This is a genomic window from Pontibacter populi (assembly GCF_040278685.1).
Taxonomy (GTDB): Bacteria; Bacteroidota; Bacteroidia; order Cytophagales; family Hymenobacteraceae; genus Pontibacter; species Pontibacter populi.
In genome coordinates this window covers 1-16,301 of the sequence record NZ_JBEOKT010000015.1, presented here as the reverse complement: position 1 = coordinate 16,301, position 16,301 = coordinate 1, and the positions used below count along the sequence as shown (strand labels likewise).

Here is a 16,301-nt window from a genome sequence, read left to right as displayed (position 1 = left end):
TTCCGATAAAGTGTTTAGCCACCCCTAACCCCTCCAGGGAGGGGAATTTTCTGTAAGTAGCAATTTATTCCCCTCCTCGGAGGGGTTAGGGGTGGGTTACTGCTACATAGTAGTCAAGTTTGGATTTTTACCGCGCAGTACAAATTTCTTCATGAAACAAGTTTTAAGGCTCTTCGACTTCCGCCAGAAAGTTGATTATAAAGTAGAGATTCTGGCGGGGCTTACCGTGGCCATGACCATGATGCCTGAGTCGCTTTCGTTTGCCATACTGGGTGGTTTTCCGCCGCTGGTTGGTTTATACGCCGCCTTTATTATGGGCTTGATCACCGCTATTTTTGGCGGACGCCCCGGCCTGATCTCTGGTGGCGCCGGCGCTACAGTTGTGGTACTTATTGCGCTTATGCAATCGCATGGCATCGACTATGTTTTTGCTGCCGTGGCGCTGGCGGGTATTCTTCAGATCCTGGTAGGCCTGTTCAAGCTTGGTAAGTTCATCAGGCTGGTGCCGCAACCGGTTATGTATGGCTTTGTGAATGGCCTGGCTGTTATCATTTTTATGTCGCAGCTGGAGCAGTTTAAAACAATAGTTAATGGCCAAACTACCTGGCTCACCGGCGAACCACTTTGGATCATGCTTAGTCTGGTAGCATTAACTATAGCCATTATTGTTGTTTTGCCCAAATTAACCAAAGCTGTTCCTGCCTCCCTGGTAGCTATTATAGTTGTGTTCCTTATAGTGCTGGGCTTTGGTGTAGATACCAAAACCGTGAAAGACATTGCATCAGTAAGCGGTGGCTTCCCTCCTTTCCATATTCCGCAGGTGCCATTTACACTTGATACACTTCACATCATTTTCCCTTATGCCTTAATTATGGCCGGCGTAGGCTTAACTGAAAGTTTGCTGACCCTGAACCTTGTAGATGAGATTGTAGGCAACCGTGGCAACAGTAACCGCGAAAGTATAGCACAAGGCAGCGCCAACGTTCTGAATGGTTTCTTCTTCGGGATGGGAGGTTGTGCCATGATTGCGCAGACGTTGGTTAACCTTTCGGCTGGGGCAAGAGCACGCTTGTCTGGTATAGTGGCGGCGTTAACTATACTTTTAATTGTGTTGTATGGCGCACCGGTTATAGTACTGGTACCGATGGCCGCATTGGTTGGCGTCATGGTCATGGTTTCGGTAGGCACGTTTGAGTGGATCAGTTTCCGGATAATTAACAAAATGCCGAAGCATGATATTTTTGTAGGCATATTGGTGGCGCTTATCACCATCTGGCTGCATAACCTGGCATTAGCTGTACTGATCGGTGTTATTATCTCGGCATTGGTTTTTGCCTGGGAAAGCGCCAAACGTATCAGAGCCCGCAAGTATACCGATGAAAAAGGTATCAAGCATTATGAGATCTACGGACCGCTGTTCTTTGGTTCTGTAGCTGCTTTCTCCGAAAAGTTTGATGTGCAGACCGACCCTGAAGAAGTGATCATCGATTTCAGGGAAAGCCGCGTGGCCGATATGTCGGGGATTGATGCGCTGAATAAACTTACGGAGCGTTATCGCAAAGCGGGTAAAAAACTGCACCTGCGCCACCTCAGCGAAGACTGCCGTCGCCTGCTGACAAATGCCCAGGATGTGATTGATGTGAATATTGTAGAAGACCCGAGTTATACAGTAGCAGCGGTTAAACTATAAACTATAGAGGCCCGGGAGTTTTAAGCTTCCGGGCCTCTAGTTATAGTTTGAATGTAAAGTTCTCTATAACTGGTAACTTTGACAGGTCATCAAGTCCATATCTATAAGACCTGATATGATAAGATAACTGTATAGAATCTTCTTTTATAGTGTAGTTAAAATCACCTATAAAGCCTTTGGGAATACGGGGATTTAGTAATGCTACACTATCCAGCAACTTCTTCTGTAACTGTAGTTTTTCGTTGTAAACAAGTACATCCCAATCTGTAGTGAGTAGAAGCTTATCTCTATACTTTATTATATGAAAAACTTTTCCTTTCATGTTACGATGAGAGGCTTCTCCATCAAAATTTATCTTATCTAAATTTGACCGATACAATATCTGACCATCATTTAGAGAGACTGCAAGCAGTTCTTTTACATAGTTATTAATGTAAAGCACTTGGTTTAATGAGTCTATGTCAAAACCAATCATTGAATTAAGCTCGAATTGTAGTTCTGCAGGGAAAGTTCTCTCATTACTAATCTTCCGGATTGCTCTACCATTCTTATAAATAGTAATGTCCTTTCCGAATTCATCAACATCAACCTTAATTTCTGGAAATTCTTGTGTACAGCTTAACAGCACAAGACAGCCAAGTATAAACAGATATTTTACCTTCATAAAACCTTACTCCACCACTTCAATCACAGCATCGATCATAGCCAGCACCTCAGTTAGGTGGCCGTTTACACGTTCGCCGCGCTTTTTGCCAAGGCGCACAATTATAGTTTCTTTTTCGGGGATGACGATAATGTACTGACCCAGAATACCACGGGCATAAAAGATGTTCTGACCTTTATAGTTAGGGAGCAACCACCATTGGTATCCATAGTCGGCAGGTTTGCCAGAGTTGGTTAGCAGGCCATTTGGAGTTAAAGAGTCGCGCACATAAGCTGGGTCAACTATAGTATCGCCTTTCCAGATGCCGTTATGCAAGTATAGTTTCCCGATGCGAGCGAAATCGCGGGCATTGCTGAAAAAGCAGCAGTAAGCCTTCTCTATTCCGGTCGGGTTATCAACGCTCCACTCGGCATCGTGCTCAGCTCCCAAAGGTCTCCATAGTTTCTCCTCGGCATATTGACTCAGCGATCTACCGGTAGCAGCTTCCACAACCATGCCTAATATCTGGGTATCGCCGCTTTTGTAGCTAAACCGTTGGCCTGGTTCTTCTACTGCCTCCAGCCTTTTAATTACCTTTTTAAGGTTGGTGCCATAGTATGCTTCAGTGGTTACAGATAGCGGGTTGGCATACGATTCGTCCCAGTTCAGCCCGGAACTCATCATCAGCAGGTGTTTTATAGTTATGTTACGCTTATCTCCTTTCTTAAACGACGGCAGGAAATCGGCAACAGGCTGGTCTATCGTTTTGATGTCGCCATCACGCATCGCAGCACCTATTAAGATACTTACAATACTTTTAGCCATCGAAAAAGAGTTGCTCAGCGACTCTTCCGAGTAACCACCCCAGTATTGTTCATGCAGGATAGAATCTTTATGAATCACCAGGAAAGCTACAGACTCCAGCTCTTCGTGTAATTGCTGCAGGCTGTCGGGCCAAACTATAGTGTTATAGTTGGCAGCTTTGGGCCATAGTTGCGGTTTGGAGGGAGCATCAATCTCACGCTGGTCAAAAATCAGGTTATCGTCTATGTCGGCAAAGTTATAGACCAGGGCTTTGTACACATAGTTCTTATCGCCCATGTGCACCCATGCAGCCACAAGACCTAGCAACAGTACTCCCCCGAAAGTAAATCTTTTTGCTTTCCGGTTCATGAGCGGTTTTTAGAAGTCGTAGCCGAGCGTAATGTATAGTTTAGGTCCCTGGCTTCCCATGTCTTCTTCGCTCCAGGCCACATCCAGTTTACCATACACCCCGAACAGCGTAGAACGGGCACCAAAACCATAGCCAACCAGGAACGGGTTACGGTAGTTGATCACAGTAATCTCGAACGGGTTACGCTCTGTAGGGCTTGTGCGGCCACCAACTATACGCGTGTTAATAGAGTTATTTCCGGTGAACGGGTTAGAACCGTTGTAGGCAGAACCGGCATCGGCAAAGGCGGTTAGCTGCAGGTTACGGAAGAAGCCTGAGGCAATGGCACCATTATACAAGTATTGTAAAACCGGAATACGCAGCTCTGCATTAGCCAGCAGATGTTTGCTACCTGTGCGGGTGTTATAGTTAAAACCACGCAACGGTAGCGCATATTCCAGGTAAAACAGGTCCGGGGCCGATTGTATGTTCACGTCATTTCGTTCGGTAATATCGTCTTCGCCGGCAAACAGCCAGTTATCCATGCCACCTATCAGGTAGCTTTTAGGAGAATTGCCGAAGAAAGCGCCATAACTTAAGCGGGCTGCCAGTATAATTTCGCGGTGGATCTTCTGATAACGGCGCAGGTCTACATAAAACTTGTTGAAGTTGGCATTGCTGTTCTCGAAATCACGCAACGACAGGAAGCCTACTTTCATGCGAGTACCTTCCATCATGTTCACGCCTGTTACCACCGAGTTATCATAGACCAGTTCCACGTTACCGCCATACATGTTGTTTACACTATCCGGGGTAGAGAAATCGCTGATCTGGGTAAAACGGGTACTTACCAGACGCGGCTGCGCACGGAGGCTGGTACTATAGCTTAGCGGGTACACCAGTAGTGGCGCTATCTCGTTTCGGGCATTGCGAACTATAGCTCCCGGAGATTCCAGCACAGAACTTACCAATATATCTCGGCGAAACTGTACCCCCAGGTCTACACGGTTTTTCAGGTTCATGTATTCGGCAAAAGCACGGCTGGTTTCCAGGTCGGTACGCAGGTATGCAGTGCCTCGTATATGGTGGTTCTCGAAAAGGTCGCTCATGTTCACGCCTGCCACTAAGCCAAACCCAAGTTGCGGGTCAGCATAAACAGACGTAATAATTTCGTGCACACTAAAGCGGGTATCATACTCCAGCGGCCCCGATATTCTGAACTCAGGCGCTACGCTGGCTTTTGGTGTTGCGGCAACAGGGGCTGCTACTTTGGTAGTTGTGTCAGTTTTAGCCTGCTCTGCACCAAACTCATAGTTCTCTATGTTTACCTCTCCTTCTTCACGCTTATCCTGTACTTCCTTAGTTGTTTCGCTTTCTATGATCTTGCGTGTAGAGTTGGTAGTTTGCGGCACACGGGCACGGGTTTCGAGTATGATCTGGCGGGCTGTTTTGGGCAATGTAGCCTGGCTAACGAAACTATAGTCTGGTATCAGGTAAATAAAATCGTGTCCGTTATCTTTTGCGGCAACTGCCAGCGTATTGTTAACAGCACTGTAATCGTAGGCTTCGATGTTTTGTACAAAGTTAGAGATAGGAGTGCTGGAGTTTGTGGCCATATTGTATGTATACAAACTCCGGATACCATTTTCTTCGCTTAAAAACACAAAGTTACCATTGGCTGTGGCACGTGGCTTAAGTTCGCTGGCAATGCTGGTTGTTAGTTGCTTTACAGTTACCGGGGCTGTTCGCTGCAGCAGGAAAATATCATAGTTCTCTACTACATCCCTGAAAGTAGCTTCCTGCACACGGCCCGTAGAATCTACCCAGCGGTTAGAGCTGAACACGATACCATTGCTGCCTTTCAGGAAAACAGGACTGATGTCATCGTAAATATCGTTGGTAAGCTGGCCTATTATTTTGCCATTGCTTTGTAGCAGGTACAGGTCGGTCTGGCCACCATCTACAGCGCTTATTACCAGTTGGCTGCCGTCTTCGGAGTAGCTCATGTCGCGCACCTGGCTAAAGCGCTCCAGGGTAGCCGCAGATTTTGTCAGGTCGTCGTAAAATGGCAGGAACGAGCTTTTGCTTTTTGCATTTACCTGTCGGAGCAGCATCTTCCCTCTTCTCGATTCTATAAAGCCCAGCTGTGTATTGCTGCGCCATGCCAGTACCGGCAAACTATAGTCTGTCGGCTGATCCAAGGTTTTATAGCCTCCTCTCCAAACAACACGACTGCCTCTGCCTTTCACATCTTTTACAATGATCCTATAGCTGCCGTGGTCATTTTCGGCATACGCCAGGTAGTTACCATCGGGGCTGAGCACGGGCTCGGTATAGCTAAGACCACGCTTATTTTTATCGAACAGTTTCTTATCATCCGGCATCGACACGAACGGGTTGTCGGAGCGGGCATTTATTTGCTGGTAGTAGTTCAGCCAGTCCTGCAGAAAACGCTTATAAGGAATGTTTAAGCTGCTGGTAATGCCTATTTCTACGTCGCGGGTAATGCGGGTAAGGTTGAGGATGTTTTGGATAGAGGTATAGCCGTAACGCTCTGCAATATAATTCCATACTGACTGGCCGGTCTGTTCCGGGTAGCGCATCAGCATTTGTTCCGGGCGCAGTTTGTTACCATCCAGCAACAGGTCCCGGATATGACTGTCCATGTCCAGGCTCCAGCCTTCGGCGGTATATGCGGCCACACCGGTTACAAACCACTCCGGCAAACGCAACAGGTAACTACTTTGCAAGGCCTCTTTTAAGCTGCCGCCATACATCATATCGTTCAGCAGCAGTTCGGTAAGTTTGTAGCTTAGTTCAGTCTTAAAGTCGGTCTTGGTACCATCGTAGGCAAGCTCTAACTTATTTTTCATGAACAGGGTCTCGCCACCGGTCTGAAACTGGTCGCTGTACAAGCCAATGTTGCTCTGACGAAGATCTGTAGGAGAATTATAAAGTATAAGCGTTATTTTGGAGTAAGGATAATACCCGATCAGGTTGGTAATGCGTTTCAGTTCGCGCTCTGCGTAATCGGCAGCGTCTTTGGCAGTCTGATCGCCGCCTTTATAGAAATACAGGTTAAAGTTCTGCGTATTATATAGTTTCCAGTCGAAGTTCTTGTATTGAATGCGGCTTTTACCGAACGGATCGCGGCCAGGTTGCGCCTGTAGGGCAGTACCCGACAGTATGCAGCAAACAAACAGCAAAAGTAACCTTGTATAGAAACGCATGCGCTTAGGGTTGTAGGTTTTGGTGTTTTATGTAGTCGTAATATAACGAAAAATATCGCGAAATGTGTATGTCAGGCATTAATTCTGTTTGCCCGGCCAGTGCATCAGCAAAGTGCTGCGACAGGTAAGGTGCCATTAATACGCCTTTCGAACCCATTCCGTTAAACACACTTAGTTGCTTATAGTTTGGGTGCGTGCCTGCCAGTGGTTTTCGGTCGCGGACAGCGGGCCGTATACCTGCCCAGTGCCCTGTTACTTCAAAATCCTTTTTGGTGATCTGCCTGAACTTTTCACTCAGTTCTCCTGCTGCCGGTTCGGTTATTTCTTCATCCGGATTTCGCCAGTCGTAAGTAGCCCCGATTATAAAGCGGCCCGCTCCTTCCGGAACAACGTAAACGCCTTTGTTATAGATGCATTCCGGGCTGAAATTCTGTTCGGTCTGCACTTCCAGCACTTCGCCTTTGGTTGGTTGCAGCGGCAGCCATGCAAAATAAGGATTATTAATGACCTGGTAACCTTCGCAGAACACCAGGTGTTTCGCCTTTATGTTTTTATAGCTTACACCTTCCTCGGTTAGTTCCAGTTCCTTCATCTCGAACCGCTCCGGCAGCATTAAGTTTTGCTGCAGAAGCTCTTCGGCCAGCAAGTCCAGCATATCATACACATGCAGGAAACCGCCTTTCTCGATCATGATGCCCCCGAACGGATCTTCGATGCCCGGCTGGTTTATAGTTTGCGTGTGAGTTGCCGAAATATAGTCGTTCCAGGTATCATCAGCACTTTTAGCCATCCAGGTATTCTGCTCTTCTATAGTTGAGAATATCTTATAGATAGGCTTGTGGAAGAATAATTCTCTGCCGTAACGCACTTCCAGGGCATCATAAAAAGCATCGGCAGCAGGAACAAGTGTATCTACTAACCACGATTTAGCAAACCGTTTCCCGGCAACAGGGTTTAACAGACCAGCCGCTACCCGCGAGGCAGAATTAGCTTTCGGTTCGTCTATCACCAGTACTGTATTTCCGCGACTGCGTAAGGTTTCTGCTAAAATGGCGCCTGCAAGCCCGTGGCCTACAACTATAAAATCATAAATCATGGGGGCAAGTTACGAGATGTACCCGTTAAATTTGTAACTTAGAAGCCGATTTTATAGGCTCCGGCCACAACTATACCTATGAAAATTACACGCTTTACGTTTAACCCCTTTGCCGAGAACACTTACCTGCTGCACGACGACACCAACGAGTGCGTAGTAGTAGACCCGGGTTGTTCGGATGCCAGAGAAAAAGAGCAGCTAAAGAATTACATAAAAGACAATAATCTGAAAGTAGTTCGCCTGCTGAATACGCATTGCCACATAGACCATGTACTGGGAAACAAATTTGTAGCCAACGCCTATAATGTAGGCCTGGAAATACACGAAAAAGACCTGGAAACACTGCGCGCCATTCCGGTTTATGCGCCGGTTTACGGCATCAACAATTATGAAGAGCAATTGCCGGCAGCCTATTTAAAAGAAGGCGAGCAGGTAAAGTTTGGCAATACTACTTTGGAGATCATTTTTGCGCCAGGGCATGCACCGGGTCACGTGGTTTTCTATCATAAAGAAGATAAGACCCTGATAGCCGGCGATGTGCTGTTCCAGGAAAGTATTGGCCGAACCGACTTGCCGGGCGGCGACCACGAAACACTAATAAACAGTATCAGAACCAAACTTTTTACGTTACCTGATGATGTTACCGTTTACCCGGGCCACGGGCCGGAAACAACCATAGGTCACGAGAAAAAGTACAACCCATTTTTGCGGTAACACCCGCCGCAAACTATAGCTTTCATGAAGAAACACATACCTAACTTTATAACCTGCCTTAACCTGTTTTCGGGTTGTGTGGCGCTGTACTTTATTTTCCAGAACGAGCTGGTGTATGCCTCTTACCTGGTTGGACTGGCTGCCGTTTTTGATTTTTTAGATGGGATGGTAGCCCGCGTGCTGGGTGCTTACTCTGAAATTGGCAAGCAACTGGACTCACTGGCAGATGTGATCTCGTTTGGCGTGGTACCGGGCGCGATGATGTTTATGTTACTGAAGCGTGCAGAAGGTGATTTCATTTTCTCTGAGCTACTTCCATTTGCCGGTTTTATCATCACAGTTTTTTCGGCGCTGCGTTTGGCCAAGTTTAATATTGATACGCGTCAGACTACGTCGTTTATTGGTTTGCCTACGCCGGCCTGCGCTATATTTGTGGCTTCGTTGCCGCTTATACTGGCCAGTGGCGAACTGATGGCTTTTGCGATCATACTGAATAAGCTTGTACTGCTGGCAACTACCCTTATCCTTTCGTTTTTGCTGGTGGCCGAGCTGCCTTTATTTGCGCTAAAGTTCACAAACCTGAGCTGGGCCGATAATTCTATCCGGTTTATTTTTGTGGGTCTTTCGGTTATTTTACTGGCTCTTCTTAACTTCGCAGCTATACCACTTATCATAGTGCTATACATAGTGTTATCTTTTTTCAAAAAACAAACCGCGTAACTATGAAATTCGTTGCCGAAATTAATGTAATGCCCCGCCCGGAATTGTTAGACCCACAAGGTAAAGCGGTTTTGCTTGGCCTGGAGCACCTTGGCCTGGACCAGGTAGAAGATGTGCGTGTTGGCAAACGCATTACCCTGCAGTTGGAAGCCGAAAATGAAACGATAGCCCGCGAGAAAGTGGACAAAGCCTGCAGCAAACTGTTGGCTAACCTGATCATGGAGTCGTACGAATACGAGTTGCAGCAAGTATAAATTACTGGGCACAATAAGCTACCTCTATTTTTGTTATCTTTATAAGGTGATGCCTTCCTGGTTCAGGTGGGCATTATCTGCTTATTTAGTTCTGTGCGTTGCCTATGCAGTCACGTTTACATTTCCTGGTATGCATGCTGCTTTTTTTAAGCGTTATGGCTGGCACAACTGTAGCTCAACGTAAGGCCCCGGAACCCATTACACTTACCTGGGATAAGCAGGAAACCGTTTTCCCGGTTCAGGGACACGAAGCTCAAATTCCTTCCTTCAAAGGCGCAACTATAGATCTGCTGCAACGCCTGCCCTATTACCAGTTATCTATCCCCAACACCCACATCAGTGGTTTTAAAGTAACAGAAGCTGTATTTGCACCTTTCTCAGGTAAAGAACAGGAACAGTTTAAAGGTATTACTTTCGGCAATGAGGTGAAGGTTGAGTTCGTGAATGCCAGGCAAAATAAGCAACCGGCAACTATAGTTTCGATCCTGCCGATCCGCAGAAACCCACAAACCAATCAACTCGAAAAACTTGTCCGTTTCAGCTATAGCTATAGTTCAGCAACTATAGCCACACAAAGCACAAATCGTACTGCCAGCAACTTTACAAACAACTCGGTACTCAGCGCCGGCGACTGGTATAAACTGGCTGTTACGCAATCCGGAGTTCATAAAATAGACAAAGCTACCTTACAGACACTTGGTATTAACACCCAGGGCTTAGATCCTAAAACGATACAGCTTTTCGGGAATGGCGGCGGTATGTTGCCTCAACCGAATAGTGCACCGGTTGTGGATGATCTTCAGGAAAATGCGATCGTTGTAAGCGGCGAGCAGGACGGGCAGTTTAACGATAACGATTTCATCCTTTTCTACGGGCAGGGGCCGCATACCTGGCACTATAACCAACAACAGGATAAGTTTGAGCACACGTTTAACGTTTACTCTGATACTACTTTTTATTTTTTAAGAGTGGGTTATGCACCAGGAGCACGCGTGCAAGCCCGGAATCAGGTGACCGGGGCAACACAAACTATAACTACGTTTAACGAACGGGTTTTCCATGAGCGCGACCTGATGAACGCTGTCCACTCGGGCCGCGAATGGTACGGCGAAGATTTCAGCACATTTACACCAACCCGCGACGTCATGCTACCTGTTACCGGCATCGTTCCGAACTCCTCGGTAAAGCTAACGGCAGCGGTTATGGGCAATTCCTCTACTGATTGTTCTTTTGGTTTTAAGTTCGGAAGTCAAACGATCGGCACAGTTCCTGTAGCTGGGCGTGGCACCTATAGTTACCACCCCGAGGGAGTAGAAGGCAGCAGGACCTTTACCTTTAACCAGCAGCAGTTAGGAAGCACTACAGAAGCAAAGGCAACTATAACGTTCAACATGCCTTCAGATGGCGCAGCAACCGGCCACCTTAATTACCTCGAACTGAACTATAACCGCCAGCTCAAACTATACAGCGACCAGACCAACTTCAGGGCCACAGCAACTATAGGCAAAGGCGTTAGCAACTATAGTATTTCGGATGCACCAGCCACCGCTATAGTCTGGGATATAACCAATCCACTTCGCCCGTTGCAACAGCAAACAAGCTATAGTACTACTTTACAGTTTACAACTATAGCCGATGTGCTGCGCGAGTTTGTTGTTTTTACCGATAACAACATCAGCTTAAAGCCTATAGTTAAAGGCAAAGTTGCCAACCAGAACCTGCATAGCCTTAACTTGGATGGTCGAATCGATCATGTCATTATCGCGCACCCTTCACTGCAGCAGCAGGCACAGCGCCTGGCAGAGCACCGGAAATCCAAAAGCAACCTGAACAGTATCGTAGTAACTACCACGCAGGTTTATAATGAGTTCTCTTCAGGCGCTCAGGACGTAACGGCCATCCGTAATTTTATGCGCATGCTGTATAACCGTAGCAACAAACCAGCCGGTGAGCTGATGTACGTGTTGCTTTTCGGAGATGCCTCTTACGACTATAAAAACCGCCTGCCAGCTAATACGAACCTTGTTCCGGTTTACGAATCGCGCCAGTCGCTGCACCCAATTTCCAGTTATTCTTCCGAAGATTATTATGGTTTCCTGGATGAAGATGAAGGCGAGTGGGCTGAAAATAATTTAGGTGATCATCTGTTGGACATCGGGATCGGGCGTCTGCCGGCAAAAAACATACAGGAAGCTACTACACTGGTAGATAAAATACTGGCTTACGAAAGCAGCAATCACTTTGGCAAATGGAGAAGCCAGGTAACACTTGTGTCGGATGACGGTGATTTTAACGAACACCAGGCCGATGCCGAATTCCTGGCAAATTTTCTGGAAACCAAGGCTCCCAACTATAGCACCAACAAACTATACCTTGACCTGTATCGCCAGGAAGCCGTAGCCAATGGCCAGCGTGCCCCCGATCTGAACCGCGCCCTTACCAATGCAGTAGAACAGGGATCTTTACTGGTAAACTATACCGGCCACGGCAACGAGGTAAGCTGGGCAGCCGAGCAGATACTGACCTTGCCACAGGTAAAGGACTGGCAAAACCAGAACAACCTTACTTTTATGCTTACTGCTACCTGCGAGTTTGGCCGCTACGACGATCCGGCGCGCGTATCCGGGGCTGAGGTTGCTATGTTGCACGACCAGGGTGCAGCGGTTGGTTTGGTTACCACTACCCGCCCTGTTTACTCCAGCAGCAACCGGGTGCTTAACCGTAATTTTTTCGAGGCCGCTTTTACACCAACATCAGGTAAAATGCCGCGCTTAGGCGATGTAGTACTTCAGACAAAGAATAAAAGCATAACAGATAATATCAGCGGTTCGCGTGGGGTGTATAACCGTAACTTTACCTTGCTCTGCGACCCCGCCCTACAACTGGCCTCTCCCAATTTGCAGGCTGAAATCACACACATTAACGGCCGACCTGTTGCAGCCGATACCTTAAGCGCGCTTGGCAAAGTAACTATGCAAGGCAGAATTGCAGGAACTAACGGAACTATAGCTACAAACTATAACGGAACGCTGCGCACTACCATTTATGAAAAACAAACTATACAGCAAACATTCGGAGATGAGAAAGCACCGGTTGTGCCTGTAAAACAGCGCCAGAATGTGTTGTATGAAGGCACAGCAACTATAAGCAACGGTCTGTTCACAATCAGCTTTGTTGTTCCGAAGGATATTGCTTACCAGTATGGGGCCGGAAAAATAGTACTGTATGCCAGTAACCAAACGCAGGATGCCCTTGGCTCCAATACAACTATAACAGTGGGCGGAACGGCCCGGAATATTACAGCAGATAACACACCACCAACTATAAACCTGTTTTTAGAAGACGAGTCTTTTGTGTTTGGAGGCAGTACCAGCCAGAACCCATCCTTGTTAATAAAGCTGTTTGATGAGAACGGAATTAACACGGCAGGCTTAGGTATTGGGCATGAACTGATAGCTGTTCTGGATGGCGACGAAGAAAATCCGATTGTACTTAACGATTACTATAGTTCGGATAAAGACAGTTACCAGCGTGGCAAAATAAATTATGCATTAAAAAATTTAAAACCAGGTCCGCATTCGCTCCGTTTTAAGGCCTGGGATACACATAACAACGCTTCCGAAGAATATATAGAGTTTTTTGTATCTAATAATGAGGATTTTTCGTTAGACCATGTGCTTAACTATCCTAACCCGTTTTCTACAAAAACAACGTTTCATTTTGACCATAACCGCGCAGGAGACGACCTGGATATACAAGTGCAGATTTACACTATTTCCGGAAAGCTGGTAAAAACTTTACAAACTATAAGTATGGGTTCGCCAGCACATGTAGCAGCTTTATCCTGGAATGGTCGTGATGAGTATAATGATTTGCTTGCACGCGGCGTTTATGTATATAAGGTCAGGGTTCGTTCCCGACAGGATGGTGCCAGTGTATCGAAATTTGAAAAACTTGTCATATTAAACTAAAACAATACTGTAATATCCCTATATTTGATATAGTTATCAATACCCAATCTATGTACAGAAAAAGTATACTCTTAAAGGTCGCAGCTTTTGCATTAACCTTTATAGCAGCACCTGCTGCCTACGCCCAAACAACTATAGGCCAGGAAGGGCAGGTATTAACTACTGCAGTACCGGTTTTACTGGTAGCTCCAGATTCCAGATCAGCTGCTCTTGGTGAAGCGGGCGTAGCCTTATCTCCGGATGCAAACTCACCTTTCTGGAACCCTGCCAAGTTGGGATTTGTGCCAAACGACCTGAGTGTAAGCTTCTCTTATTCGCCGTGGCTGCGAAACATCACCGACGACATGTCGCTGAACTACCTGTCAGGTTATAAAAAGATAAACGAAACGTCGGCTATCTCTCTTTCTCTAATGTATTTCGATTTAGGAGATATCCAGTTTATAGATGAGAACCGCCAGCCAATCCAGGATTTCAACCCGAAAGAATACGCTATTTCAGTAGCGTATGGTCAGGCCCTGAGCGAATACCTGAGCTTAGGTGTGGCAGCGCGTTTTATACACTCTAACCTTGCCGGCGACGTAAATGTGAGCAGCAGCACAAACACTGAAGCTCAGCCAGGCAACACTGCTTCGGTTGATGTGGGTGTATACTATAACCGCGACCTAAATCAGAACATAAACCTGGGTTTAGGTGCCAATATCTCCAACATAGGTGGTAAAATTGCTTACTCTGAGTCTACTGCCAAAAGCTTCCTGCCAACTAACCTTAAGTTAGGTACAGCTGTAAAATATAATATGGATGCCTTTAACTCGATCACTTTCCTGTTAGATGCAAACAAATTACTCGTTCCTTCTCCTTCTGCTGATCCTGATCAGTCTGTAGTAGCAGGTATCTTCTCATCTTTCGGAGATGCTGAAGGTGGAGCAAGCGAAGAATTTAAAGAAGTAAACTTTAATACTGGTTTAGAGTACTGGTATAACAACTTATTTGCAGCGCGTGCCGGTTATTTTTATGAGAATGAAGAAAAAGGCGGTCGTCAGTTCTTCTCGATGGGTCTTGGCCTGCGTTACCAGAAATTTGGTGTAGATGCCGCCTATCTTATCCCTAACGACCAGAATAATCCGCTAGCACAAACTATACGCTTCAGTATCGCGTTAAACCTGGATTAAGCTTAACCAAAATAAAGAATGCTTGACAGAACAAAAGCACCAGAAATAAAAGAAATAGATGCAGTTTCACTTCAGGTAGCAGAGGTATCGCACCTGTCTAACGGAGTAAAACTACACATCATAAAAAGCGAAACCCAGCCCGTAATAAGGCTGGATTTTGTTTTTAAGGCCGGTAAAGTTTACGAAACCGTAAAAGGAGCTTCAGACTTATCAGCTAAAATGCTCTTCGAAGGCACCACCAACTATACAGCAAAACAAATAGCCGAGACAGTAGCTTTCTATGGGGCTTCTTTCGATAACAACCACGGTTACGACAGGTCTGAATATACCTTATACTGCCTGTCTAAATATGTACCAGACCTGTTGCCTGTAGTTCTTGATGTATTGCAAAACCCGATCTTCCCTGCCGAAGAGTTTGCCATATTAAAGAACAGGAACCAGCAAAACCTGAAGATACAGCGTTCAAAGAACAATTACCTCGCGACGCACTCTTTCACTAAGCTAATTTACGGAGACGATCATCCCTATGTATTTGGCTATGATGAAAGTGAACTGGATGCTATAACATTAGAGGATGTAAAGTTATTTTACAACAATAACTATAGTTTGGAAGGTTTAGAGATCTTCGCATGTGGAGACATCTCAGATGCTGTAGAAGAACTGTTGATAAAAGACTTATCAGAACTTAAGGCGCCATCAAATGCTTTAGGTAATGCCAAATTTGAAACAACAAAAGCTAAAGAGAACGCTGAAGCATTCGAAGAAATAAAGGATAGTTTACAATCCTCTATCCGAACTGGTTTAATGTTTCCTCACATCACACACCACGACTTCCATAAGCTAACGGTGCTTAACGAAATATTGGGTGGCTATTTCGGCTCCAGGTTGATGCGTAACATTAGGGAGGAAAAAGGTTATACCTATGGCATCTATTCTACCATATCTCCTAAAGAGAAGGATAGCATGTTTTATATCGGTACAGATGTAAACTACGAAGTAACAGATAAGACTGTAGCTGAGATCAGAAAAGAGATAAAGTTATTGCAGGATGAGCTTGTTGATGAGGAAGAACTAAAAACAGTTCAGAGTTATATGATCGGTAAGTTCCTGAACAACATTGCTACCATATTCGAACAGGCTGATAAATACAAGCGCATTGTATTATTTAGTTTACAGCCAGAGTTTTATTCAAACTATATAACAACTATAAGAACTATAACCCCTGAAGAAATTCAGGAGTTAGCTGTAAAGTACCTTAGCCTCAACAATTTTAAAACAGCAATTGCAGGGCGAAAAGCAGAGTAGGAATAAATCCAATTAAAGCACAAGGCCAGAGCTAACATTAGTTCTGGCCTTGTGCTTTATATATAAACGATGAGCACTCAATAAACTTAGCTCCTGCTAACCATTTGTCTGAGTAGCAAGTTAAAAGACACAAAAAATTGCGCAGATATTTGAGAATGAACAGGCTTTAATTTAAACTATAGGTAAACAGATCATTCACTAGGGTTAAATGGCTCCCTACACCTTTGCCTCAAAACGCAAAAGCCCTGTCCTCTTTAGAAGGACAGGGCTTAGGTATAAGGTTGGCGGCCACCTACTCTCCCGGGTGTGACCCCAGTACCATCGGCGCGTCCGGGCTTAACTTCTCTGTTCGGGAT

11 protein-coding genes and 1 rRNA gene are annotated in these 16,301 nt (G+C 45.8%); 7 read left to right on the top strand and 5 right to left on the bottom strand.

The window, feature by feature from the left end:
* Positions 1-151 precede the first annotated feature (151 nt).
* Entirely contained in the window at positions 152-1,690 is a 1,539-nt protein-coding gene (locus ABS362_RS14860; protein ID WP_350413290.1) for a SulP family inorganic anion transporter, read from the top strand.
* A gap of 40 nt (positions 1,691-1,730) precedes the next feature.
* Here the strand turns inward: ABS362_RS14860 and ABS362_RS14855 are convergent, their stop codons facing one another.
* Genes ABS362_RS14855 through ABS362_RS14840 form a run of 4 tightly spaced genes read right to left on the bottom strand, consistent with a single transcriptional unit; the run spans position 1,731 to position 7,812 of the window.
* Positions 1,731-2,354 (bottom strand): hypothetical protein, encoded by a 624-nt coding sequence (locus ABS362_RS14855; RefSeq protein WP_350413288.1) that lies wholly within the window; start codon positions 2,352-2,354, stop codon positions 1,731-1,733.
* A 6-nt stretch (positions 2,355-2,360) separates the two neighbouring features.
* Entirely contained in the window at positions 2,361-3,506 is a 1,146-nt protein-coding gene (locus tag ABS362_RS14850) for a serine hydrolase domain-containing protein (RefSeq protein ID WP_350413286.1), read from the bottom strand.
* A gap of 9 nt (positions 3,507-3,515) precedes the next feature.
* Positions 3,516-6,716 (bottom strand): hypothetical protein, encoded by a 3,201-nt coding sequence (locus ABS362_RS14845; protein WP_350413284.1) that lies wholly within the window; start codon positions 6,714-6,716, stop codon positions 3,516-3,518.
* 4 nt (positions 6,717-6,720) lie between these two features.
* Positions 6,721-7,812, bottom strand: coding sequence for an NAD(P)/FAD-dependent oxidoreductase (locus tag ABS362_RS14840; protein WP_350413283.1), 1,092 nt, complete (start codon positions 7,810-7,812; stop codon positions 6,721-6,723).
* 78 nt (positions 7,813-7,890) lie between these two features.
* Here ABS362_RS14840 and ABS362_RS14835 point away from each other — a divergent pair, with 78 nt between their 5' ends.
* The 6 genes from ABS362_RS14835 (at position 7,891) to ABS362_RS14810 (ending at position 15,945) form a co-directional block, all read left to right on the top strand.
* Positions 7,891-8,526, top strand: a complete 636-nt coding sequence (locus ABS362_RS14835) for an MBL fold metallo-hydrolase (RefSeq protein ID WP_350413282.1) — start codon at positions 7,891-7,893, stop codon at positions 8,524-8,526.
* A 24-nt stretch (positions 8,527-8,550) separates the two neighbouring features.
* A complete protein-coding gene (gene pssA, locus ABS362_RS14830; protein ID WP_350413281.1) occupies positions 8,551-9,246 on the top strand; it encodes a CDP-diacylglycerol--serine O-phosphatidyltransferase in 696 nt (231 codons plus the stop codon).
* Between the two features lie 2 nt (positions 9,247-9,248).
* On the top strand, positions 9,249-9,500 hold the full coding sequence (gene purS, locus ABS362_RS14825) for a phosphoribosylformylglycinamidine synthase subunit PurS (protein WP_350413279.1): 252 nt from the start codon (positions 9,249-9,251) through the stop codon (positions 9,498-9,500).
* Between the two features lie 104 nt (positions 9,501-9,604).
* Positions 9,605-13,471, top strand: coding sequence for a type IX secretion system sortase PorU (gene porU / locus ABS362_RS14820; protein ID WP_350413277.1), 3,867 nt, complete (start codon positions 9,605-9,607; stop codon positions 13,469-13,471).
* A 50-nt stretch (positions 13,472-13,521) separates the two neighbouring features.
* Positions 13,522-14,640, top strand: coding sequence for a type IX secretion system outer membrane channel protein PorV (gene porV / locus ABS362_RS14815; RefSeq protein WP_350413276.1), 1,119 nt, complete (start codon positions 13,522-13,524; stop codon positions 14,638-14,640).
* Positions 14,641-14,658: 18 nt separating this feature from the next.
* On the top strand, positions 14,659-15,945 hold the full coding sequence (locus tag ABS362_RS14810; RefSeq protein ID WP_350413275.1) for a M16 family metallopeptidase: 1,287 nt from the start codon (positions 14,659-14,661) through the stop codon (positions 15,943-15,945).
* A 279-nt stretch (positions 15,946-16,224) separates the two neighbouring features.
* On the opposite strand, the gene rrf is transcribed toward ABS362_RS14810, so the two are convergent.
* Positions 16,225-16,301: ribosomal RNA gene (gene rrf, locus ABS362_RS19170) — 5S ribosomal RNA — on the bottom strand; the annotation flags it as partial.

Coding starts and splice junctions, on each gene's coding strand:
- porV (WP_350413276.1), top strand. CDS start 13,522: ATGTACAGAAAAAGTATACTCTTAAAGGTCGCAGCTTTTGCATTAACC.
- ABS362_RS14810 (WP_350413275.1), top strand. CDS start 14,659: ATGCTTGACAGAACAAAAGCACCAGAAATAAAAGAAATAGATGCAGTT.
- ABS362_RS14855 (WP_350413288.1), bottom strand. CDS start 2,354: ATGAAGGTAAAATATCTGTTTATACTTGGCTGTCTTGTGCTGTTAAGC.
- ABS362_RS14845 (WP_350413284.1), bottom strand. CDS start 6,716: ATGCGTTTCTATACAAGGTTACTTTTGCTGTTTGTTTGCTGCATACTG.
- purS (WP_350413279.1), top strand. CDS start 9,249: ATGAAATTCGTTGCCGAAATTAATGTAATGCCCCGCCCGGAATTGTTA.
- ABS362_RS14835 (WP_350413282.1), top strand. CDS start 7,891: ATGAAAATTACACGCTTTACGTTTAACCCCTTTGCCGAGAACACTTAC.
- pssA (WP_350413281.1), top strand. CDS start 8,551: ATGAAGAAACACATACCTAACTTTATAACCTGCCTTAACCTGTTTTCG.
- porU (WP_350413277.1), top strand. CDS start 9,605: ATGCAGTCACGTTTACATTTCCTGGTATGCATGCTGCTTTTTTTAAGC.
- ABS362_RS14850 (WP_350413286.1), bottom strand. CDS start 3,506: ATGAACCGGAAAGCAAAAAGATTTACTTTCGGGGGAGTACTGTTGCTA.
- ABS362_RS14860 (WP_350413290.1), top strand. CDS start 152: ATGAAACAAGTTTTAAGGCTCTTCGACTTCCGCCAGAAAGTTGATTAT.
- ABS362_RS14840 (WP_350413283.1), bottom strand. CDS start 7,812: ATGATTTATGATTTTATAGTTGTAGGCCACGGGCTTGCAGGCGCCATT.